Below are 21,999 nucleotides of genomic sequence, written 5' to 3'. Positions count from 1 at the left end.
GGATCTCATCGTTGTCCGAGGGCATCTCGGCTGTGCTCATGACTGCGCCAGATCACCGCGAAGTCACCGTCCTCCGGAGTACCGAGACGGGGCGGGGAGCTGCGCCGCTACACGGGTGTGGCCTTGATCTTTTGCGGCTTTGCCCCGCTGATGATGTTCACGGGGCTGGCCTTCAAGATCGGTGAACCCGATTTCCCCCTGGTGCCGGTCCTGGTCGCGGCCCCGTTCATCGTGGTGGGCATCGTCGTGACTGCCATGGGCATCTTCACCAAAGATCCGAAGGGCTCCGCTCGGCGGGTCGGAGCCGGGGCCGCGCTGATCATTCTCGGCGATCTACTGATCTTCGGCATCCGCGCTGCCATCGTCTGAGTCGGCGCTGTCCAGGAGGAAGGTGAACGAGATGACCCTGAAGGTAGAGCCGGAAGCGTGCGGCACTACGGCTTCATGCTGGGCCGGGCACGCGACGACGCCCAGGACTGCAAGGCCTACCTCGCAGCGCAGGTCCCCGAGGTCACCATGGGGATCGAGGGCGGCATCTTCAACCCCATCGGGTACGCGCACACCAGCGTCCGCCGGCAGTGGGGGGAGATGCTGGACCAGATGGTCAACATTCTCGATGCCTCGCAGAAGGCGCTGTTCGACGCGGCGCCCACTACGAGCGCACCGATCAGGATGCGGCCAGTCGCCTGGATCAGGTCCCGAGTGAGACTCAGCGGGACCAACGAGAGAAGCCCCTCACCGCTGTCTCAGCAAGTGAAGGGCTTCTTCGTGCCTGTGGTGGCGGGTAGAGGATTCGAACCTCTGTAGCTTTCGCGACGGATTTACAGTCCGCTCCCATTGGCCGCTCGGGCAACCCGCCTGGGCAACCACCGCAGTCTCCCGCGGCAGCGGACATAAGAATAGCCGTAGCGCGGACCGCATCAACAACCGGGTACGGTCGGCATGTCGCGGGCTGTTGAGGCTCGCTTCAGAGGCATCGACAAGCATCCAGCCGCAGGAGTCTGATCATGGCAGCCAACCCGTCGTTCGACATCGTCAGCAAGGTCGACCGGCAGGAGGTCGACAACGCGTTCAACCAGGCGGAGAAGGAACTCGGCACCCGGTTCGACTTTCGGGGTACGGGCACTTCGGTCGCCAAGTCCGGTGAGGCATTCACGATCACCTCGGAGACGGAGGAGCGGGCCGTCGCCGCTCTCGAGGTTTTCAAGGAGAAGCTGGTGAAGCGCAGCATCTCGCTGAAGTCGCTGGACGCCGGTGAGCCTCGGCAGTCCGGCAAGACGTTCAAGATCGACCTGAAGGTGGTCGAGGGCATCGAGACCGAGAAGGCCAAGGCGATCAGTAAGAAGATCCGGGACGAGGGTCCGAAGGGTGTGCAGGCCCAGATCCAGGGCGACAGCCTCCGGGTGTCCGGCAAGAAGCGGGACGACCTGCAGGCCGTGATCGCACTCCTCAAGCAGGAGGACTTCGGCGTCGCCCTTCAGTTCGACAACTACCGCTGACGGGATCTGCCGGCCTTCCCGGTGACGCCCGCCGCGACCCGATGGCGTTGATATGCGGTCGGCCTTACAGCCGGGCAGTGAAGGCCGGCGGTGTCGCGCCCTGGCAGTGAAGGCCGGCGGTCTCGCGCTCCGGCGCTGAAAGCTGGCTGCCTCGCGCCCCGGAGCTGCTCAAAACCGACGGCTTGGGCCGCGGCCGGGGTGCTGGCAGTGAAGGTCGGCGTCCGGGGCTGCGGCCCGGCGGCCCGCTGGAGTTCCGGTGATCTGGCTGCAGCCCGGTGGCCGCGTTGCGGCCCGGGCCCGGATGGGCCTCGCGTGGATCGCCACGGCTCAGGGTTCGGTAGCCGTACAGATGATGGGTTTCCGCCCGAAGCCTGCCGTGCGGCGCGCAGACTGGGGTGATGAGCACGGCGGCGGCGCTGATCGGGCTGGTGCTGACGGTCTTCGGGGCTCGGATCCTGGTCACTGGTCATGCTCCCGCTCTGATCGCCCGTTCGTTCCGCACGCCGCGGGAGGCGGGTCTCTACCACCTGCTCTTCGGTGTCGCTCTGCTGATCTTCGTGCTGGGCACGACGCAGCTGACTGATGTCGCCGCGATCACGGCGACCGTGATCGCCGTCGGCCTGGTCGCGGTGGCGGTGGTCTACTTCCGCCCGGGAAGCCGAAGCCGCAGCCACCACGTGGACTGAGAAGCCGGACCTGCAGGCGCCGCCCGCTTCTAAGTAAGCCGACGTCACACCGAAGTCGCCGTGTAAGCCAAAGCGGGCGTCACACCGAAGCCGCTGTGCAAACCGCAGCGGACGTCACACCGAAGTCGCCGCGCAAACCGCAGCCGACGTCACACCGGCGTGGGCTGCGCGCGCGATCCCGGACCGGCTAGGAACAAGGCATGGATCTGACCGATGCCGTCCTCTCGTTCGCCGTGCTCGGTGCGCTGCTCACGATCACTCCCGGTCTGGACACCGCGCTCGTCCTGCGTGCCGCGATCACCATGGGCCGGGGCCCGGCTTTCGCGACCGCTCTGGGGGTCGGGGCCGGCGCGCTCGCCTGGGGTGCGGCCGCCGCCGTCGGTGCTTCGGCGTTGCTGGCGGCGTCGAACGTCGGTTACACCGTGCTCCGTGTCGCCGGCGCGATCTACATGATCTACCTGGGCGTGCGGATGATCCGTGATGCTCTCCGCCGTGACCGGGCGAGCCTCGAGGCCGAGGCGGGGCGGGTCGTTGCGACGTTCTGGAGCACGTTCGGGCGTGGGCTGCTCACCAATCTGCTGAATCCCAAGGTGGGCGCTTTCTATCTCGCGGTTCTGCCGCAGTTCGTGCCGGAGGGCGCGGATCCGTTGACCACCGGCCTGCTGCTGGCGCTGGTGCACGACGTCGAGGGCCTGCTCTGGTTCACGATGATCATCCTGGGTGCGCGGGCCGCGCGTGGTTACCTGGCGCGGCGGGCGGTGCGGCGTACCGTCGATGCCGGAACCGGCGTGGTGCTGCTCGGTTTCGGTGTGCGGCTGGGCCTCTCCAGCTCGTAGGAGGCTGTGGTGATCGACCCGGTGGTGGGCATGGCGTGGGTGCGGGACCGTCCGGTGGTGCTCGCCGACGTCCGGTGGTACCTCGACGGCCGTTCCGGCCGGGAAGCCTACGACCGCGGTCACCTGCCCGGTGCGGTCTTCATCGACCTGGACACCGCGCTGGCTCGCCCGGCGTCGCCGGCCGACGGCCGCCATCCGCTGCCGGATCCGGGCGTCTTCGCGGCCGCGATGGCGGCGGCCGGGATCAACGATCAAGATCAGGTGATTGCGTACGACGACGCCGGCGGCGTGGTCGCCGCGAGGCTGGTCTGGATGCTCCGGGCGACCGGCCACGACGCCGCCTTGCTGGACGGAGGTCTGACCGCCTACCGGGGCGAGCTGACCACCGAACTTCCGGATCGCCCGCCGGCGTCCTTCACCGCCCGCCCGTGGCCCGTGGACCGGCTGGCCTCGCTGGCGGAGACAGCACAGAGGGCAGAGAAGGCAGAGACGGCGGCAGTGCCCGGTGTGGTGCTGGACGCGCGGGACCGCCCCCGGTTCCGGGGCGACACCGAGCCGGTCGACCCGCGCCCCGGTCACATTCCGGGTGCCCGCAACCTGCCCTGCCGGGGCAACGTCGACGCGGACGGCAGGTTCCTGCCGGTGGCGGAACTGCGCGAGCGGTTCGCCGCGGTGGGGGTGGACGGGACCGCTGACGTGATCTCGTACTGCGGGTCCGGTGTGACCGCCTGCCACAACCTGATCGCCCTGGAGCACGCCGGTCTCGGTGTCGGCCGCCTGTTTCCGGGTTCCTGGTCGCAGTACAGCCACACGGATCGCCCCGCCGCCACCGGTGACTGATCTCAGTCCGGCTGTCCGGCGAGGCCGCGCGCCTGTGCCTCGGTGACCGGGTCGAGTCCCTGGTAACCGGTGTCGGCGTGCTGGCGGGCCTGGTCGTCGATCCAGCGTTGGTGGGATTCCCAGGCGGCCTGCTTGCTGGTGCCGAGGGCGGCGCCGATGCGGGTCCAGGGGACTCCGGCGGCGCGGGCCGAGCGGATGATGGCCTGTCGCCCGTACCCCGCTTTTCGGGTGATCACCTCGCTGAGGGCGAGCATCTCCAGCGTTTCGGCGGGGGAGAGGGCGGCTTCGTCGTGCGGGTCCATGGCGGCGAGGGCGTCTCGCATGCGGAGTGCGTCGTATCTGATGGTGGCGGTGGTGAGGGTGTGTTGCCGCTCCAGTTCGTCAGGTGTGGTCATACCGGACAGTCTTTCGTCAGGCAGCCTTGACGTCAAGTCGTCCTGACGGCGAGTTCCGAATAGCCCTCATTTCTCCGCTTAAATCGCCTGCAAAGCCGTCAATTCTGTGACAGTGGAGCGGATGCACTGCTCAGCCGTTCGGCCAGGATTTGACAGAGCGGTGCCCCGACCCGCCGCAGAACGCTGCCTGTCGCACAACAGGTGTGGCACCATCATGTGACCCACCACATTGCGAATCACATGTCAGAGGAGCGAGCCATGTCATCAAGGAAGCTGGGCCACTTTGTCGGCTTGGTTTTCGCGCTCGCGGTCGTCTTCGGCGGCGTCAGCGAGGGGATGGTGACCACCGACAGCAGCCAGGCTGAGGTGCTCAACATCCTCAACTGGGACTGGGCCTGAGGCCGCTGTCCCGTTGACGCGCTAGGACGGTTCGTGCCGACCAGAGAGGGTCCTCGATGGTCAAGCGTTCCTCAGCGCAGGCGAGCGCCTCACAGCGGGCTTGGCTGATCACCTATCCGCTGGCCGTCGTCGCGCTCGTCTGCGCCGCCGCGTTCTGGATCGCCGGGCCGTACTGGTACCGGGATTGGCCCGCCGGGCTTCTCTTCTTCCTCATCTATCTCCTCGCCTACCGTGACGTCTTCACCATCGTCATCTGGCGTGGCGCCTTCAACATCGCGGTGACCGACGTGCCGCTGGTGCTGGCCCTGTTCTATCTGCCACCGGTGATGGTCATGGTGGTGGTCAGCGTCGCCACCCTGGTCTTTCAGATCTCGGTGGGTACTTCGGTCACCAAGCTGTCGTTCAACGTCGCCAAGTCGGCGGCGGGGACCTCCGCGGCGCTCCTGCTGCTCGCGGCGCTTCCCAAGGTCACCGAAGCGGGCCCCGCGGCCTGGGCCAGCCTGGCCGCGGCCGCCGGCCTGGCGTCGGTGGTCGAATTCCTCAGCCTCGCCGGTGTCCTGAGCCTGGTGCAGGGCCTGAGGACGGGGATGGGCGCCCTCCGCGCCGGGTGGTCCGGTTTCGCCGTCAACGGCATCAACATCGTCGTCGGCCTGGTCTTCCTCGTCGCGCTCGAAGCCACCAAGTGGTCCGCGATCCTGCTGGCGATCCTCGTCGCGGCCCTGATCCTGATCCTGCGGTCGTACGCGGAGTTCTTCCGCCGCCACCAGACCCTCGCCGACGTCTACGAGCTCACCCAGGCGGTGCGGGACGAGAGTGGCCGCAGCGGTCTGCCGGACGTGCTGCTCGGCCGGGTCCGTTCACTGATGCAGTCCGAGTTCGCGACGCTGTGGCTCGCCCCGCAGGGCCGCCATCCGGAAGTGCTCCTCACCGCGCGGGGCGAGCACAAGGGCTTGCTGGACATCGCGCCCACACCCGAGGCGGTCCGTCAGCGGGCCATCGAGAAACAGGCCGCCACCGGTGTCGGAGCGCGTTTCCCGCAAACCGAGGACCTGCGGGCCAGCCTGCGGGCGGCCAAGGTCAAGGACGCCATCGTGATCCCGCTGCAGTCGGGGCAGGCCATCATCGGAACCCTTGAGGTGGTCAACCGGCTCGGCGACAACCGTACTTTCCGGGAAGCCGACGTGCAGGTGCTCGAGACGATCGCCGCGCACGCCGCGGTCGCCGTGGAGAATTCGCGCCTGGTCGACCGGCTGCGCTACGACGCCTACCACGATCGGCTGACCGGCCTGGCCAACCGCCGCCGGGTGATCGACGCGCTGGCCGAGTCGGTGACGGTGCGGGCCGAGGACGAGGTCGTCGCGATCATGCTCTTCGACGTCGACGGCCAGCGGAACGTGAACGAGTCGATGGGGCACGCCGCGGGCGACAAACTGCTGGTCGAGACCGCCGACCGGATCCGCGGCATCGCTGATCCGGGCGCGCTGGTCGGCCGGGTCGGCGGCGACGAGTTCGTGGTCACTCTGCGGGCTCCGAGCATCGACGCCACCATCGAGATCGCCACCCGGATGCGGGAGCGGCTGCGCGGCCCGATGGCCGTGGGCTCGCTCACCCTCGACGTGAACACCGCGGTCGGTGTCTCGGTCTACCCCGACCACGGCAGCGACCCGGAGAGCCTGCTGCAGCGGGCCGAGCTGGCCGCCAACGCCGCCAAGGTCCTGCCGTACGGCGTGCAGCCCTTCCACCCCGCCCTGGAGTCCCGCGCGGTCCGTCGCCTGGGCATCGCCGCCGACCTGCGCCGGGCCCTCGACAACGACCAGCTCGAGGTCTACTTCCAGCCGCAGGTGACGCTCGCTGACCGGCACGTGGTGGGCGTCGAGTGCCTGGCCCGCTGGGTGCACCCGGCGCACGGCGAGGTCGCCCCGGAGGACTTCGTGGCGGTGGCCGAGCACACCGGCCAGTTGGCCCGGCTCACCGAGGTCGTCCTCGCCGCCGGCCTACGCCGCTGCCGGGCCTGGTCCGACGCGGACCGGCCGCTGGCCATCGCGGTCAACCTGTCGGCCCGGATCCTGCTCGACTCCCGCTTCCCCGAGTTGGTGCGGGAGCTGCTGGAGGAGCACGGGGTCGATCCCGGGCTGGTCACCTTCGAGATCTCCGAACCCGGCATGCTCAGTGACATCGAGCGGGTTCTGCCGTCGCTCTACCGCCTGCGCGACCTGGGCGTGCGCCTGAGTGTGGACGACTTCGGCACCGGCGCCTCGTCGCTGGCCTATCTGCGGCAGTGGCCGGTGCACGAGGTGAAGATCGACGACAGCTTCGTGCAGGGGATGGCGACGGACTCCGGTGATCTCGCGATCGTCCGGGCCGTGATCGGGCTCTCACGCGAGTTCGGTCTCACCGTCGTGGCCGAGGGTGTGGAGAGCGAATTGACCCTGGAGTTGCTCGGCGAGATGGGCTGCGAAATCGGTCAGGGCTACCTCTTCAGCCGCCCTCTGCCGTTCGAGCGTCTGGAGGCCTGGCTGAGCGCTCAGACCGAGCCCGAGTCGACTCCCACGGGCGAGGTGCGCAGGCTCCGAGCCGTCATCTGAGCTGGGCTTTCGGGCGAAAGGGGGTACTGATTTCACCCCCGGTCCGGGGCCGTGTAGTCTTACCTCTGCAGCAAGCGAGAGATCGCGAGCGGCAAGCCCCCTTAGCTCAGTCGGCAGAGCGTCTCCATGGTAAGGAGAAGGTCTACGGTTCGATTCCGTAAGGGGGCTCTACCGGGTTCGTTCCGCCCCTTGCCTGGCGCTGGACAGTGAGCCTGGCTCGGCGGTGTAGCTCAGATGGCAGAGCAAGCGGCTCATAATCGCTGTGTCGCCGGTTCAAGTCCGGCCACCGCTACTTTCCTGTGGACCCCACCCGGGGCCCCACTTTGCGAAGCGGCTGACCGTGCGTCTACGCTGGTTCGTCGTCAGTAAGAAATCCGTTAGCAGGAAGGCACCCCGCCGTGGCCAAGGCGACCGACGTCCGTCCGAAGATCACCCTGGCGTGCACGGAGTGCAAGGACCGGAACTACATCACGAAGAAGAACCGGCGTAACGACCCGGACCGCGTCGAGCTGAAGAAGTTCTGCCCGCGCGACGGGAAGCACACCCTGCACCGCGAGACCCGCTGAGCGTACTGCTCAAAAGATCTTTCCAACGCCGCCCGGATTCATCCGGGCGGCGTTGTGCTGTTTGTGCCCCCGATAATATTTCTGCAGTCGTAGTGCTATTTCTTTGGCCTGGTCGGCGGGTAGTTTGTGGACATGCCTCTGGACCAATCCTTTGTGGGCCGCAGCTGGCCGCCCACCGAGCCCTACCTGGTCGGCCGCGAGAAGATCCGGGAGTTCGCCCGGGCGATCGGCGCCACCGACGCTGAGTACCACGATCCCGAGGCCGCCCGGGCCCTCGGTTACCCGGACGTGGTGGCTCCGCCCACCTTCCCCGTCGCGATCACCATGTCGGCCAGCCGGCAGATCGTCGCCGACCCCGCGCTCGGCCTCGACTACAGCCGGGTCGTGCACGGCGACCAGCGGTTCGCCTACACCCGCCCGGTGGTCGCCGGTGACGCCCTCGTCTGCGTGAACACGGTCGACGAGATCACCAGCCGGGGCGGGCACGACTTCCTCACCACCCGGACCGACGTGACGACCGAGGCCGGTGAGCCGGTCGTGACCGTCTGGTCCAAGCTGGTGCAGCGGGGAGAGGGGCACTGATGACCGACATCCTGGAGCCGCAGACCTTCCGGGTGACCCGGGCCGACCTGGTCCGCTACGCGGGCGCCTCGGGTGACTTCAACCCGATCCACTGGAGCGACCGTGTCGCCACCGGCGTGGGCCTGCCCGGCGTCATCGCCCACGGCATGTTCACCATGGCGCTGGTGGGCCGTGCGGTGACCGTGTGGGCCGGCGCCGCGGACGCGGTCATCGAGTTCGGCGTGCGGTTCAGCCGTCCCGTGCCGGTGCCCGACACCGACGAGGGGACCGAGGTCGTGGTGTCCGCCACGATCAAGGAGGTCACCGGCGAGGGGCACACTCGTCTGAGCCTGACTGCGACATGCAACGGGGACAAGGTACTGTCCATGGCACAGGCGCTTGTCAGGAAGCGGTAAGCCCGGGTTGGGATAACGCCGGGCGTACCCGTACACTGGTGCGCCGTGGGGCACTGAGCCTTCAGACGCTGAGTCTCTTGAGATTCAGAGTCGTGAGGCGACAGGTTCCGCAAAGGGGTGTAGCTCAATTGGCAGAGCAGCGGTCTCCAAAACCGCAGGCTGCAGGTTCAAGTCCTGTCACCCCTGCGCAATCCTCCTCGACGTGCCCGCCCGGTGCGCGGTCCGCACAGCTTCCGCGTTCGGTCGGGCCCTGACAGGATTTCAGGAACCACCGACGACGGAGGTAGGGCGAAGTGGCCGAGAAGAACCGCCCCGGTGACGACGTCCCGGGCGACGACGAGGTCTTCGCCGACGCTGCCGCCGGCGATGAGGTTCCGGACGACGATGCTCGTGTGGGCCGCGACGGTGGGACCGCGTTGGCCGAGCGTTCCACGGACGTGGAGAGCCCGAAAGGCAAGAGGGCCGGTGGCAGGGGCCCCCTCGGTCGGGTGGGTGGCTTCTTCCGCGAGATCGTCTCAGAACTCCGCAAGGTCATCTGGCCGACTCGCAAGGAGCTTCTGACCTACACCGGCGTGGTGATCGTTTTCGTGGTGATCATGACGTCCCTGGTGGCCGGTCTCGACTACGGGTTCGGTAAGGCGATTCTCTGGGCGCTGGGCTGATCCCACGAGGTCGACGCCCGGCGACCCCGCACCGTAGAGACCTATTTGGAAGTGAGCGAGCGTGCCTGAGTACGACGACGAGACCGCGCAGTCTGCTGACGAGCAGTCGTCGCCGGAGACCGACGAGTCGGTAGAGGCGGCCATCGCTGCGGTCGCGGTCCAGGCGCCCGAGGCTGACGAGGATTACGACCCCGTCAAGGAGCTGCGGCAGAAGCTGCGCTACGCCCCCGGCGACTGGTACGTGGTGCACTCCTACGCGGGCTACGAGAACAAGGTCAAGACCAACCTCGAAACCCGGATCACCAGCCTCGACATGGAGGAGTTCATCTTCCAGGTCGAGGTGCCGACCCGCGAAGAGGTCGAGGTCAAGAACGGCAAGCGCAACCAGGTGCAGGCCAAGGTCTTCCCGGGTTACATCCTGGTCCGGATGGACCTGACCCCGGAGTCCTACTCCTGCGTGCGCAACACGCCCGGTGTGACCGGCTTCGTCGGCGCCACCGACCGGGTCGACCGGCCGGCCCCGCTCTCGCTCGACGAGGTGCTGAAGTGGCTGGCCCCGGCCGTCCAGGCCGAGGAGAAGAAGTCGAAGCCCGAGATCAGGGTCCTCGACTTCGAGGTCGGCGACTCGGTCACGGTCACCGACGGCGCGTTCGCTTCGCTGCCGGCCTCGATCAGTGAGATCAACGCCGACCAGCAGAAGCTCAAGGTCCTGGTGTCGATCTTCGGCCGGGAGACCCCGGTCGAGCTGAACTTCAACCAGGTCACCAAGATCTGATCGCCGGAGCCCCGGCGATATCAGTGGGAGGGGCCGCCATCGTGCGGCTCCGCCAACAACCACAGGAGTTACTGAGTAATGGCACAGCGCAGCAAGTCCTACCGGGCCGCCGCCGAGAAGATCGACGCCAACAAGCTCTACGAGCCGAAGGACGCGATCGCCCTCGCGAAGGAGACCAGCCCGGTCAAGTTCGACGCCACCGTCGAGGTCGCCATGCGCCTCGGTGTGGACCCGCGTAAGGCCGACCAGATGGTCCGCGGCGTGGTCAACCTGCCGCACGGCACCGGTAAGACCGCCCGCGTCATCGTCTTCGCCCAGGGCGCCAAGGCCGAAGAGGCCGTCGCGGCCGGCGCCGACGAGGTCGGCACCGACGAGCTCGTCGCCCGGATCCAGGGTGGTTGGCTGGACTTCGACGCCGCGATCGCGACGCCGGACCAGATGGCCAAGATCGGCCGGATCGCCCGGATCCTCGGCCCGCGTGGCCTCATGCCGAACCCGAAGACCGGCACCGTCACCATGGACGTGACCAAGGCCGTCAACGAGATCAAGGGCGGCAAGATCACCTTCCGGGTGGACAAGCACTCCAACCTGCACCTGATCATCGGCAAGGCGTCCTTCTCGGCGGAGCAGCTGATCGACAACTACGCCGCGGTGCTCGACGAGGTCCTCCGGGCCAAGCCGTCCGCCGCCAAGGGCAAGTACCTGAAGAAGGTCACCGTCGCCACCACGATGGGCCCGGGCGTCCAGGTCGACCCGAACGTGCAGAAGAACCTGCGCGGCGAAGCCAACGCCTGATCCACAGCTCGACGAAACCCCCGGGGAGACTTCCCGGGGGTTTTCGCTTTCTCCGCGCGTGCGTCGTGGGCGCCGTCTGTGGGAGGCTTCCGGCCGTGCGTTTCGACAAGGTCTGGTTCCGGTACGCCCGCCGCGCCCCGTGGACTCTGCGCGAGGTGGACGCGACCGTCCGACCCGGCCAGACGATCGTGGTTCTCGGCCGTAACGGCGCGGGCAAGTCCACGCTGCTCCAGTTGGCCGCCGGCGTGCTCCGTCCGGTCCGCGGCGCCATCCACGACCGCCCCGCGACGGTCGGCTGGGTTCCCGAGCGTTTCCCCGCCGCTCAGCCGTTCACCACGCTCGACTACCTGCGCTCGATGGCCGCGATCCGTGGCCTGCCGGCCGCCGCCGCGGACCCGTGGATCGACCGTCTCGGCCTGACCGCCCATGCCGGCACCCCGCTGCCCGACCTGTCCAAGGGCACCGCGCAGAAGGTCGGCCTGGCCCAGGCGCTCCTCACCCCGCCCGGCCTCCTGGTCCTCGACGAGCCGTGGGAGGGCCTCGACGCCCCCTCCCGCGAACTGATCCCGCAGCTTGTCGCCGAGGTCACCGCGGCCGGGGGAGCGGTCCTGGTCAGCGACCACCGGGGCGAGATCGCCAGCCTTCCCGGCGCGGTCCACTGGACAGTCACCGGCCACACTCTCCACCCCACGGCGGATTCCTCCGCGCACCTCCCGCTCACGCCGCCGGGCCGATCGGACGCGGACGACGTGGTGGTCGAGGTCGCGGTGCGACGGCACGAGGCCGCCGAGACGATGGACCGGCTGCGTGCCTCCGGTCACCGTGTCCTCGGCGTCCGGGAGAGAGACCCCGCGCGGGTACGGGCGAACGACCTCGGTGAGGGGCAGGACCGATGATCGCGCTCACCAGGATGCGACTGGCCGGTTTCCTGCGCGGCGGCCGGGCACTGGCGCCCCTGATCACCGTCCTGGCGGTCCTCTCCGTCCTCTACGGCGGCGGCGCCTCCCCCCGCGGCGGCCGCGTACGGCTACTCCGCGGTCTGTCTCTTCCCGGTCCTGGCGTGGCTCACCAAGTCGCTGCTGGACACCGAGCCGGACGCGCAACGCCGGCTGGCCCGCCTGGCCGTCGGCCCGGTCCGGGAGGGCGCCGCCGGCCTGCTGGCCGCCCTCATCCTGGCGGCCGGGGTCTGCGTGCTGGCGATGCTGGCGCCGTGGCCGTTCGGTGGCATCCGCCCGCCGGAGCCGGGTTCCGCCGAACCCGGCCTCGGAACCGGCGTGCTGCTCGGGGTCGTGGCGCACGGCTTGGCGGTCGTCGCCGCGGTGGCGCTGGGCGCGCTGGCCGGCCGGGCCGTCACGCGCCGGGTGCTGCCGGGTGTCACGGTCCTGGTGAGCGGTTCGATCCTGACCATCGTGCTCGGCTTGCGCGACTCGATCGCCCCGTGGCTGGCGCCTCCGGTGATGTCCACCGCACGGGCACTGGGTGAGGGCGCCGTCCCGGCCGCGGGCACTCTGGCGCTGCTCACCGGCTGGACCGTGCTCTGGTGCGCCGCGGTCCTCGCCCTGTACGCGCGTCTTCGCCGGGGGCGGTCCTGACCTTCCCACCAGGGGACGGGAGGGCCGATTTGGTTTCGGCGGCTCGTCCGCGTACGCTTCAGAATCGAAGTTCCACCCATAGACCGCTGGTCGCCGCAACGATCGTCGTCATGACGGACGTCGCGGCCGAAGGTCCCGCTGGGAGCGGGCGACCCGTGTAGGGGAGAACGGTTCGTGATCGTCGGCCGCGTTTGCGCGTGTGTCCGAATCCGCCCCGTGCCCCTGCGCCGGGGCGTTTTGCTTTTGTGCGGACCCTCTCGACCAGTGGCACAGCACTGAGAGAGGAGGGACATGGCGGACAAGCCGGTCCGGGCCGACAAGGCTTCGGCTGTTGCCGAACTCACGGACCACTTCCGTGCTTCGGCGGCCACCGTGTTGACCGAATACCGCGGCCTCACCGTTAAGGAGCTCACTGAGCTCCGGCGGTCGCTGGGCGGCGAGAACAAGTACGCCGTCGCCAAGAACACGCTCGCGAAGCGTGCTGCGAACGACGCGGGTATCGAGGGTCTCGACGCGCTGTTCACCGGTCCTACCGCGCTCGCCTTCGTGAACGGTGACGTGGTCGAGGCGGCCAAGGGCCTTCGTGCCTTCGCCAAGGCCCACCCCGTTCTCGTCATCAAGGGCGGTGTCTTCGAGGGCAAGGCCATCACGGCCGACGAGGTCAACAAGCTTGCTGACCTTGAGTCCCGTGAGGTTCTGCTGGCCAAGCTGGCCGGCGCCATGAAGGCCAACCTCAGCAAGGCCGCTGCCACCTTCCAGGCGCCGCTCACCAAGGTGGTGCGCACGGTGGATGCCCTTCGGGCAGAGCGTGAAACGGCCGGTTCCGCGGAGGCCTGAGGCCACGCGTGAACCGTTAAACGTCAAAAGAACTTAGGAAAGGTTGCCTCACATGGCGAAGCTCAGCACCGAAGACCTGCTCGACGCGTTCAAGGAAATGACCCTGATCGAGCTCTCCGAGTTCGTGAAGCAGTTCGAGGACGTCTTCGACGTCAAGGCCGCCGCCCCCGTCGCGATGGCCGGCCCGGCCGGCCCGGCCGCCACCGAGGCCGAGCCCGAGAAGGACTCCTTCGACGTTGTCCTCGAGGGCGACGGTGGCAAGAAGATCCAGGTCATCAAGGTCGTGCGTGAGCTGACCGGCCTGGGCCTCAAGGAGGCCAAGGACGCCGTCGAGAGCGCCCCGAAGGCGATCCTCGAGGGTGTCAACAAGGAGAAGGCCGAGGCCGCCAAGGCCAAGCTCGAGGGCGAAGGCGCCAAGGTCTCCCTCAAGTGATCTGACGCTCCACCAGCTCCATCCGTCGATGGCGGAGATCCGTTCGGGTCTCCGCCATCGCCGTTTCCGGGTGGCGGTCCGCCCAGCTCAGAGATGCCCGTTCGAGGGGCATGCGCTGCACACGGCAAAGGTGGATATAGCTCACCAAACGTCATCAAAGGGCCGTTTGGTGCGCCGGGTGGATGACCGCGACTGTCCGACCCGCGGCACAGCCCTTGACTGTGTGTCGGCGGACAGGCACGCTGACATCAGCAAGTTTCCGCGCTTGCGACAGCCGCCCTATGGGTAACGGGGACTACCGCCGATACCCATCGGACCGGCACCAGAGGAATAGTCGCCGCGTTTCTGAGCGGCCCCGGCACGACGCAGACCCGCGGATTCGCAGGTCAGCGGCGGCGGGGATACGTTCCGCAGGCAACCTCCGGTGTGGGCTGGACAGCGGTTAGCCGAGCGGCTACACTGCTAGTTTGCGCTGCCTTCTGTCTAGATGCCTGTCGGGATATCCATGTGGATAAATTCCCGGGGGCTCATTGGAGTGCACGCAGACCAGTTGCATCAGCAACTCAGCCGCATAGCAGCACCGGTCCTCGGAAGGACGCATCTTGGCAGCTTCCCGCCCTGCGAAGACCAGCCGTACGTCGAGCGCTTACGCACCCCGCCGGGTCTCTTTCGGCCGGATCACCGAGCAGCTAGAGGTCCCCAACCTCCTCGCCCTCCAGACGGACTCGTTCGACTGGCTGGTCGGTAACGAGGCTTGGCAGGCCCGGACGACGGACGACCCGCACGCCCACTCGGGCCTCGCAGAGATCCTCGAAGAGATCAGTCCCATTGAGGACTTCTCCGGCACCATGTCGCTGTCCTTCTCCGCTCCGCGCTTCGACGAGGTCAAGGCCTCGATCGAGGAGTGCAAGGAGAAGGACCTGACCTACTGTGCCCCGCTGTTCGTGACCGCGGAGTTCACCAACAACACCACTGGCGAGATCAAGAGCCAGACCGTGTTCATGGGTGACTTCCCGATGATGACCCCCAAGGGGACGTTCGTCATCAACGGCACCGAGCGGGTCGTGGTGAGTCAGCTCGTCCGTTCGCCGGGCGTGTACTTCACCAAGGAGCCGGACAAGACCTCCGACCGCGACCTCACCAGCGTCAAGGTCATCCCCAGCCGGGGTGCCTGGCTGGAGTTCGACATCGACAAGCGCGACACGGTCGGTGTCCGCATCGACCGCAAGCGCCGGCAGGCCGTCACCGTCCTGCTCAAGGCCATCGGCTGGTCGGCGGACCAGATCCGTGAGCGGTTCGGCTGGTCCGAGCTGCTCATGACGACGCTCGAGAAGGACCACATCGCCGGGCAGGACGAGGCCCTACTCGACATCTACCGGAAGCTGCGCCCTGGCGAGCCCCCCACCCGGGAGAACGCGCAGACCCTGCTCGACAACCTCTTCTTCAACCCGAAGAGGTATGACGTCGCCAAGGTCGGCCGGTACAAGTTCAACAAGAAGCTCGAGATCGATGTCCCGATCGTTCGGGGCACGCTCTCCGAGGAAGACATCGTCAAGACCGTCGACTACCTGTGCCGGCTGCACGCCGGTGAGGACGGTTACGAAGCGGACGACATCGACCACTTCGGTAACCGGCGTCTGCGGACGGTCGGCGAGCTCATCCAGAACCAGGTCCGCGTGGGCCTGTCCCGGATGGAGCGCGTCGTCCGCGAGCGTATGACGACGCAGGACGTCGAGGCGATCACTCCGCAGACCCTGATCAACATCCGGCCCGTCGTGGCCGCGATCAAGGAGTTCTTCGGTACCTCGCAGCTGTCGCAGTTCATGGACCAGACCAACCCGCTCGCGGGTCTGACCCACCGTCGCCGTCTGTCGGCGCTCGGCCCGGGTGGTCTGTCCCGTGAGCGGGCCGGCTTCGAGGTTCGTGACGTGCACCCGTCGCACTACGGCCGGATGTGCCCGATCGAGACGCCCGAAGGCCCGAACATCGGTCTGATCGGCGCGCTCTCGACGTTCGCGCGGGTCAACCCGTTCGGCTTCATCGAGACGCCGTACCGCAAGGTCGAGGCCGGTGTCGTCACCGACGAGGTGCACTACCTCACGGCCGACGAGGAAGACCGGTTCATCAAGGCCCAGGCGAACGCGGTGCTGTCGAGTGACAACACCTTCGCCGAGGACCGCGTCCTGGTCCGCCGTAAGGGCGGTGAGGTCGACTACGTGCCCGGCACCGAGGTCGACTACATGGACGTCTCGCCGCGACAGATGACCTCGGTCGCGACCGCGATGATCCCCTTCCTCGAGCACGACGACGCGAACCGTGCCCTCATGGGCGCGAACATGCAGCGTCAGGCCGTGCCGCTGGTCAAGGCCGAGTCGCCGCTGGTCGGCACCGGCATGGAGTACCGCGCCGCGGTCGACGCCGGTGACGTTGTCGTCGCCGAGGTCGCCGGTGTGGTCGAGGACCTGTGCGCCGACTACGTGACGGTGCACCAGGACGACGGCCACCGCCGGACCTACCTGCTGCACAAGTTCCGCCGCAGCAACGCCGGCTCCTGCGTCAACCAGAAGCCGGTCGTCTTCGAGGGTGACCGGGTCGAGGCCGGCCAGGTCATCGCCGACGGTCCCTGCACCGACGAGGGCGAGATGGCCCTCGGGCGCAACCTGCTCGTCGCGTTCATGTGCTGGGAAGGCCACAACTACGAGGACGCGATCATCCTGTCGCAGCGCCTCGTGCAGCAGGACGTCCTCACCTCGATCCACATCGAGGAGCACGAGGTCGACGCCCGCGACACCAAGCTGGGCCCGGAAGAGATCACCCGCGACATCCCCAACGTCAGCGAGGAAATGCTCGCCGACCTGGACGAGCGCGGCATCATCCGGATCGGTGCCGAGGTCGTCCCCGGTGACATCCTGGTCGGCAAGGTCACGCCGAAGGGCGAGACCGAGCTGACTCCGGAGGAGCGGCTTCTCCGCGCGATCTTCGGTGAGAAGGCCCGGGAGGTCCGGGACACCTCGCTGAAGGTTCCGCACGGCGAGACCGGCACCGTCATCGGTGTCCGGACGTTCTCCCGCGAGGACGGCGACGAGCTGCCCCCCGGTGTGAACGAGCTGGTCCGGGTCTACGTCGCGCAGAAGCGGAAGATCCAGGACGGCGACAAGCTCGCGGGCCGGCACGGCAACAAGGGCGTCATCTCCAAGATCCTTCCGGTCGAGGACATGCCGTTCCTGGAAGACGGCACCCCCGTCGACATCGTGCTCAACCCGCTCGGTGTCCCCTCGCGTATGAACATCGGCCAGGTCCTGGAGACCCACCTCGGGTGGATCGCCAAGACCGGCTGGTCGGTCGAGGGTGACGACGAGGCTTGGAAGCGTCAGCTCCGCTCGATCGAGGCCCACGAGTCTCCCGCCGACAGCAACGTCGCGACCCCGGTCTTCGACGGCGCCCAGGAAGACGAGATCAAGGGCCTGCTGGAGTCGACGCTGGTCAACCGCGACGGTAAGCGGCTGGTCAACGGCGACGGCAAGGCGCACCTGTTCGACGGTCGTTCCGGTGAGCCGCTGCCGGACCCGATCTCGGTCGGCTACGTCTACATCCTGAAGCTGAACCACCTGGTCGACGACAAGATTCACGCCCGGTCGACCGGCCCGTACTCGATGATCACGCAGCAGCCGCTGGGTGGTAAGGCGCAGTTCGGTGGCCAGCGCTTCGGTGAGATGGAGTGCTGGGCCATGCAGGCCTACGGGGCGGCCTATGCCCTGCAGGAGCTGCTCACCATCAAGTCCGACGACGTCCTGGGCCGCGTGAAGGTCTACGAGGCCATCGTCAAGGGCGAGAACATCCCGGAGCCGGGAATCCCGGAGTCCTTCAAGGTGCTCCTCAAGGAGCTGCAGTCGCTGTGCCTGAACGTCGAGGTGCTGTCCAGCGACGGTGTGGCTCTGGAGATGCGCGAGACGGACGACGAGGTCTTCCGGGCCGCGGAGGAACTCGGCATCGACCTGTCCCGGCGCCCGAACGAGGGCGTCAGCAGCGTCGAAGAGATCTGACGGAGAGCGTCCCCGGCCGGTCCTGATGTGAGTCGGGACCGGCCGGGACGCCCCCGCCGGCCTTGAATTCACCCGAGCAACGAAACACGAGGGATAGTCCAAGTGCTCGACGTCAACTTCTTCGACGAGTTGCGCATCGGCCTTGCTACCGCTGACGACATCCGGCAGTGGTCGCACGGCGAGGTCAAGAAGCCCGAGACGATCAACTACCGCACCCTCAAGCCCGAGAAGGACGGACTCTTCTGCGAGAAGATCTTCGGCCCTCAGCGGGACTGGGAGTGCTACTGCGGCAAGTACAAGCGGGTCCGGTTCAAGGGCATCATCTGTGAGCGCTGCGGCGTCGAGGTGACCCGATCCAAGGTCCGCCGTGAGCGCATGGGTCACATCGAGCTGGCCGCGTCGGTGACCCACATCTGGTACTTCAAGGGTGTCCCGAGCCGGCTCGGCTACCTGCTGGACCTTGCTCCCAAGGACCTCGAGAAGATCATCTACTTCGCCTCGTACGTGATCACGAGCGTTGACGCCGAGTCGCGTCACCGTGACATGTCCACGATCGAGAACGAGATCTTCGCCGAGAAGCGCCAGTCCGAGAACAGCCGCGACTCCGAGATCGAGAAGCGGGCCGCCAAGCTGGAGCAGGACCTCGCGGAGCTTGAAGCCGAGGGTGCCAAGGCCGACGTGCGCCGCAAGGTCAAGGAAGCCGGCGAGCGCGAGATGCGCCAGATCCGGGACAAGGCGCAGCGCGAGATCGACCGCCTCGACGAGGTGCTCGACACCTTCCGCAAGCTCGACTCGAAGCAGCTGGTCACCGACGAGCTGCTCTACCGCGAGCTGCGGGACCGCTTCGGTGAGTACTTCACCGGTGGCATGGGCGCCGAGGCCATCAAGGCTCTGCTCCAGAACATGGACCTGGACGCCGAGGCGGAGAACCTTCGGGAGATCATCCGTTCCGGCAAGGGCCAGCGGAAGATCCGGGCGCTCAAGCGGCTCAAGGTCGTCGCGGCGTTCCTGAACACCCGCAACTCCCCGCTCGGCATGGTCCTGGACTGCGTGCCGGTCATCCCGCCGGACCTGCGCCCGATGGTGCAGCTCGACGGTGGCCGCTTCGCGACCTCCGACCTGAACGACCTGTACCGCCGGGTCATCAACCGGAACAACCGCCTCAAGCGACTGATCGACCTGGGCGCGCCCGAGATCATCGTGAACAACGAGAAGCGGATGCTCCAGGAGGCCGTCGACGCGCTGTTCGACAACGGCCGTCGTGGCCGGCCGGTCACCGGCCCGGGTAACCGCCCGCTGAAGTCGCTCTCCGACATGCTCAAGGGCAAGCAGGGCCGGTTCCGTCAGAACCTGCTCGGCAAGCGGGTCGACTACTCCGGTCGTTCCGTCATCGTCGTCGGCCCCCGGCTCAAGCTGCACCAGTGCGGCCTGCCGAAGCAGATGGCGCTGGAGCTGTTCAAGCCGTTCGTGATGAAGCGCCTGGTCGACCTGAACCACGCGCAGAACATCAAGTCCGCCAAGCGGATGGTCGAGCGGCAGCGCCCGGTCGTGTGGGACGTCCTCGAAGAGGTCATCAGCGAGCACCCGGTTCTGCTGAACCGTGCGCCGACCCTGCACCGCCTCGGCATCCAGGCCTTCGAGCCGCAGCTGGTCGAGGGCAAGGCGATCCAGATCCACCCGCTCGTCTGTACGGCGTTCAACGCCGACTTCGACGGTGACCAGATGGCGGTGCACGTGCCGCTGTCGGCCGAGGCGCAGGCCGAGGCCCGGATCCTGATGCTGTCGTCGAACAACATCCTCAAGCCGGCCGACGGCAAGCCGGTCACCATGCCCACCCAGGACATGGTCATCGGTCTGTACTACCTGACCCACATGACGCCCGGTGCCAAGGGCGAGGGTCGGGTGTTCAGCTCCGACGCCGAGGCGCGGATGGCGTTCGACAACGGCGAACTGCACCTCCAGGCACCGGTCAAGATCCGGCTGCGTGAGGTCGTCGGGGTCGACAACGGCGCCAAGGGCGAGCCGTGGGTCGCGCCCGAGGACTGGGTGGAGGGCGACCAGGTTCTGGTCGAGACCACCCTGGGCCGGGTCATCTTCAACGAGACGCTGCCCCCGGGGTACCGGTACGTCAACTACGAGATCCGCAAGGGTCAGCTGTCGGCGATCGTCAACGACCTCGCCGAGCGTTTCCCGAAGGTCGCCCTGGCCGCGACCCTGGACGCGCTCAAGGAGGCCGGTTTCCACTGGGCCACCTGGTCCGGCGTGACGATCGGTATGGGCGACGTCATCGCCCCGCCGCGCAAGCCGGAGATCCTCGCTCGCTACCAGGGCGAGGCGGACCAGATCGACAAGCAGTACCAGCGTGGTCTGATCACCGTCGAGGAGCGCCGTAGCGAGCTCATCGACATCTGGACCAAGGCGACGAACGACATCTCCAAGGAGATGGAGACCGCGCTGCCGCAGGAGAACCCGCTCTGGGTCATGATCAACTCCGGCGCTCGCGGTAACCTCCTCCAGCTCCGGCAGATCGCCGCGATCCGCGGCCTGGTGGCCAACCCCAAGGGTGAGATCATCCCGCGGCCGATCACCTCGTCGTACCGCGAGGGTCTGACCGTTCTGGAGTACTTCATCTCCACGCACGGTGCCCGTAAGGGTCTGGCCGACACCGCGCTGCGTACCGCCGACTCGGGTTACCTGACCCGTCGTCTGGTGGACGTCTCGCAGGACGTCATCATCCGCGAGGAGGACTGCGGCACCGAGCGCGCGATCCCGATGGCGGTGCTGTTGCCGAACCAGCAGGGTGAGCTCGAGCTGGAGGCGCACGCCGAGACCGGCATCCACGCCCGCACGCTCGCTGACGACATCTTCGACAAGGCCGGCAACCTGGTTGTCGCCCGTGGCGAGGACCTCAACTCGATCCTGGTCGACAAGCTGGTCGCCGCGGGCACCGAGACGGTCCGGGTGCGCAGCGTGCTGACCTGTGAGTCGAAGCTGGGCGTGTGTGCGGCCTGCTACGGCCGGTCGCTGCCGACCGGTAAGGCCGTGGACATCGGCGAGGCGGTCGGCATCATCGCGGCCCAGTCGATCGGTGAGCCGGGTACCCAGCTGACGATGCGTACCTTCCACACCGGTGGTGTGGCGGGTGAGGACATCACGCAGGGTCTGCCGCGTGTCCAGGAGATCTTCGAGGCCCGCGTGCCCAAGGGCAAGGCGCCCATCGCCGACACCCCGGGACGCATCCGCATCGAGGACGGCGAGCGTTCGCGCAAGATCGTCGTGATCCCGGACGACGGCAGCGAGGAGATCGTTTACGACAAGATCTCCAAGCGCGTCAAACTGCGGGCGCACGACGGTGGCCACGTCAAGGTCGGCGAGAAGCTCACCGAGGGCACCATCGACCCGCACGAACTGCTGCGCATCATGGGCCCGCGTGCGGTCCAGGTCCACCTGACCCAGGAGGTCCAGGAGGTCTACCGCTCGCAGGGTGTGCTCATCCACGACAAGCACATCGAGATCATCATTCGCCAGATGCTCAAGCGCGTGACGGTCATCGACTCCGGCGCGACCGAGTTCCTGCCGGGTGTGCTGGTCGACCGCGCCCTCTTCGAGTCGGAGAACCGCCGGCTCGTGGGCGAGGGTGGCGAGCCCGCCGCCGGTCGTCCGGTGCTGATGGGTATCACCAAGGCGTCGCTGGCGACCGACTCCTGGCTCTCGGCGGCCTCCTTCCAGGAGACCACCCGGGTGCTCACCGACGCTGCGATCAACTCGCGCAGCGACTCGCTGGTGGGCCTCAAGGAGAACGTCATCATCGGTAAGCTCATCCCGGCCGGTACCGGTATCTCCAAGTACCGCAACATCCGGGTCGAGCCGACCGAGGAGGCCAAGGCCAAGGTGTACTCGATGACCGGGTACCCCGAGACCGACTACGGCTTCGGGCCGGCCAGCGGGCAGGCTGTGCCGCTGGACGACTTCGACTTCGGGTCGTACCGCTAAGGGTTTCGCAAGGTTCTCTCCGCAGGGCGGTCGCGCATGGCGCGGCCGCCCTGCGGGCGTTTCTAAGATGGGTGGGTGACCCTTCC

The 21,999-nt window shown here is 67.6% G+C and carries 21 protein-coding genes and 4 tRNA genes; 23 read left to right on the top strand and 2 right to left on the bottom strand.

Features of this window, described 5'->3' with window-relative positions; genetic code table 11:
• Window positions 1-117 precede the first annotated feature (117 nt).
• Together QLQ12_RS08255 and QLQ12_RS08250 are read left to right on the top strand one after the other, a co-directional pair.
• The gene (locus tag QLQ12_RS08255) at window positions 118-369 is read left to right on the top strand and encodes a hypothetical protein (protein ID WP_282758331.1); all 252 of its coding nucleotides are present in this window, start codon (window positions 118-120) and stop codon (window positions 367-369) included.
• Between the two features lie 57 nt (window positions 370-426).
• Window positions 427-807, top strand: a complete 381-nt coding sequence (locus QLQ12_RS08250; protein WP_282758330.1) for a hypothetical protein — start codon at window positions 427-429, stop codon at window positions 805-807.
• Here the strand turns inward: QLQ12_RS08250 and QLQ12_RS08245 are convergent.
• A tRNA-Tyr gene (locus QLQ12_RS08245) sits at window positions 776-859 on the bottom strand. The two genes, QLQ12_RS08250 and QLQ12_RS08245, sit on opposite strands and share 32 nt — an antisense overlap.
• A 148-nt stretch (window positions 860-1,007) precedes the next feature.
• Here QLQ12_RS08245 and QLQ12_RS08240 point away from each other — a divergent pair.
• The 4 genes from QLQ12_RS08240 (at window position 1,008) to QLQ12_RS08225 (ending at window position 3,861) form a co-directional block, all read left to right on the top strand.
• Entirely contained in the window at window positions 1,008-1,499 is a 492-nt protein-coding gene (locus QLQ12_RS08240) for a YajQ family cyclic di-GMP-binding protein (protein ID WP_282758329.1), read from the top strand.
• A gap of 398 nt (window positions 1,500-1,897) precedes the next feature.
• A complete protein-coding gene (locus QLQ12_RS08235) occupies window positions 1,898-2,185 on the top strand; it encodes a hypothetical protein (protein ID WP_282758327.1) in 288 nt (95 codons plus the stop codon).
• A gap of 200 nt (window positions 2,186-2,385) precedes the next feature.
• On the top strand, window positions 2,386-3,021 hold the full coding sequence (locus QLQ12_RS08230; RefSeq protein ID WP_282758325.1) for a LysE family translocator: 636 nt from the start codon (window positions 2,386-2,388) through the stop codon (window positions 3,019-3,021).
• Between the two features lie 9 nt (window positions 3,022-3,030).
• Complete coding sequence (locus QLQ12_RS08225) at window positions 3,031-3,861, top strand: sulfurtransferase (RefSeq protein ID WP_282758323.1); 831 nt, start codon at window positions 3,031-3,033, stop codon at window positions 3,859-3,861.
• Window positions 3,862-3,863: 2 nt separating this feature from the next.
• Here the strand turns inward: QLQ12_RS08225 and QLQ12_RS08220 are convergent, their stop codons facing one another.
• Complete coding sequence (locus QLQ12_RS08220; RefSeq protein ID WP_282758321.1) at window positions 3,864-4,256, bottom strand: hypothetical protein; 393 nt, start codon at window positions 4,254-4,256, stop codon at window positions 3,864-3,866.
• 258 nt (window positions 4,257-4,514) lie between these two features.
• Between QLQ12_RS08220 and QLQ12_RS08215 the strand changes: the two genes are divergently transcribed.
• The 17 genes from QLQ12_RS08215 (at window position 4,515) to QLQ12_RS08135 (ending at window position 21,913) form a co-directional block, all read left to right on the top strand.
• A complete protein-coding gene (locus QLQ12_RS08215; RefSeq protein ID WP_282758319.1) occupies window positions 4,515-4,655 on the top strand; it encodes a hypothetical protein in 141 nt (46 codons plus the stop codon).
• A gap of 56 nt (window positions 4,656-4,711) precedes the next feature.
• Window positions 4,712-7,240, top strand: a complete 2,529-nt coding sequence (locus tag QLQ12_RS08210; protein ID WP_282758318.1) for a putative bifunctional diguanylate cyclase/phosphodiesterase — start codon at window positions 4,712-4,714, stop codon at window positions 7,238-7,240.
• A 95-nt stretch (window positions 7,241-7,335) separates the two neighbouring features.
• Window positions 7,336-7,408: transfer RNA gene (locus QLQ12_RS08205), tRNA-Thr, on the top strand.
• Between the two features lie 51 nt (window positions 7,409-7,459).
• Window positions 7,460-7,532 (top strand) — tRNA-Met (locus QLQ12_RS08200).
• Between the two features lie 106 nt (window positions 7,533-7,638).
• Window positions 7,639-7,806 (top strand): 50S ribosomal protein L33, encoded by a 168-nt coding sequence (rpmG, locus tag QLQ12_RS08195; RefSeq protein WP_014687739.1) that lies wholly within the window; start codon window positions 7,639-7,641, stop codon window positions 7,804-7,806.
• A gap of 132 nt (window positions 7,807-7,938) precedes the next feature.
• Complete coding sequence (locus QLQ12_RS08190) at window positions 7,939-8,388, top strand: MaoC family dehydratase N-terminal domain-containing protein (protein ID WP_282758314.1); 450 nt, start codon at window positions 7,939-7,941, stop codon at window positions 8,386-8,388.
• Window positions 8,388-8,783 (top strand): MaoC/PaaZ C-terminal domain-containing protein, encoded by a 396-nt coding sequence (locus QLQ12_RS08185; RefSeq protein ID WP_282758312.1) that lies wholly within the window; start codon window positions 8,388-8,390, stop codon window positions 8,781-8,783. The genes QLQ12_RS08190 and QLQ12_RS08185 overlap by 1 nt, the downstream gene beginning before the upstream one ends.
• Before the next feature lie 113 nt (window positions 8,784-8,896).
• Window positions 8,897-8,969, top strand: a tRNA-Trp gene (locus QLQ12_RS08180).
• Window positions 8,970-9,076: 107 nt separating this feature from the next.
• Entirely contained in the window at window positions 9,077-9,445 is a 369-nt protein-coding gene (gene secE, locus QLQ12_RS08175; RefSeq protein ID WP_282758310.1) for a preprotein translocase subunit SecE, read from the top strand.
• 61 nt (window positions 9,446-9,506) lie between these two features.
• Complete coding sequence (gene nusG, locus QLQ12_RS08170) at window positions 9,507-10,220, top strand: transcription termination/antitermination protein NusG (protein ID WP_282758308.1); 714 nt, start codon at window positions 9,507-9,509, stop codon at window positions 10,218-10,220.
• A gap of 78 nt (window positions 10,221-10,298) precedes the next feature.
• Window positions 10,299-11,015 (top strand): 50S ribosomal protein L1, encoded by a 717-nt coding sequence (gene rplA / locus QLQ12_RS08165; protein ID WP_282758306.1) that lies wholly within the window; start codon window positions 10,299-10,301, stop codon window positions 11,013-11,015.
• Window positions 11,016-11,110: 95 nt separating this feature from the next.
• Window positions 11,111-11,911 carry an ABC transporter ATP-binding protein gene (locus tag QLQ12_RS08160; RefSeq protein WP_282758304.1) on the top strand — a complete coding sequence of 267 codons (801 nt, stop codon included), beginning with the start codon at window positions 11,111-11,113 and terminating at the stop codon, window positions 11,909-11,911.
• Window positions 11,912-12,205: 294 nt separating this feature from the next.
• Window positions 12,206-12,607: a hypothetical protein gene (locus QLQ12_RS46870; protein ID WP_328518268.1), complete on the top strand. Its 402-nt coding sequence runs from the start codon at window positions 12,206-12,208 to the stop codon at window positions 12,605-12,607.
• Between the two features lie 291 nt (window positions 12,608-12,898).
• A complete protein-coding gene (gene rplJ, locus QLQ12_RS08150) occupies window positions 12,899-13,444 on the top strand; it encodes a 50S ribosomal protein L10 (RefSeq protein ID WP_282758302.1) in 546 nt (181 codons plus the stop codon).
• A 52-nt stretch (window positions 13,445-13,496) separates the two neighbouring features.
• Complete coding sequence (gene rplL / locus QLQ12_RS08145) at window positions 13,497-13,877, top strand: 50S ribosomal protein L7/L12 (protein WP_282758300.1); 381 nt, start codon at window positions 13,497-13,499, stop codon at window positions 13,875-13,877.
• 602 nt (window positions 13,878-14,479) lie between these two features.
• The gene (gene rpoB, locus QLQ12_RS08140; RefSeq protein WP_282758298.1) at window positions 14,480-17,920 is read left to right on the top strand and encodes a DNA-directed RNA polymerase subunit beta; all 3,441 of its coding nucleotides are present in this window, start codon (window positions 14,480-14,482) and stop codon (window positions 17,918-17,920) included.
• A 102-nt stretch (window positions 17,921-18,022) separates the two neighbouring features.
• Entirely contained in the window at window positions 18,023-21,913 is a 3,891-nt protein-coding gene (locus QLQ12_RS08135) for a DNA-directed RNA polymerase subunit beta' (RefSeq protein ID WP_282758296.1), read from the top strand.
• Window positions 21,914-21,999: the final 86 nt, after the last annotated feature.

Origin of the sequence: Actinoplanes sandaracinus (assembly GCF_030009775.1) — a bacterium.
Classification (GTDB): domain Bacteria; phylum Actinomycetota; class Actinomycetes; order Mycobacteriales; family Micromonosporaceae; genus Actinoplanes; species Actinoplanes sandaracinus.
This window is presented reverse-complemented; position numbering and strand designations above follow the sequence as displayed.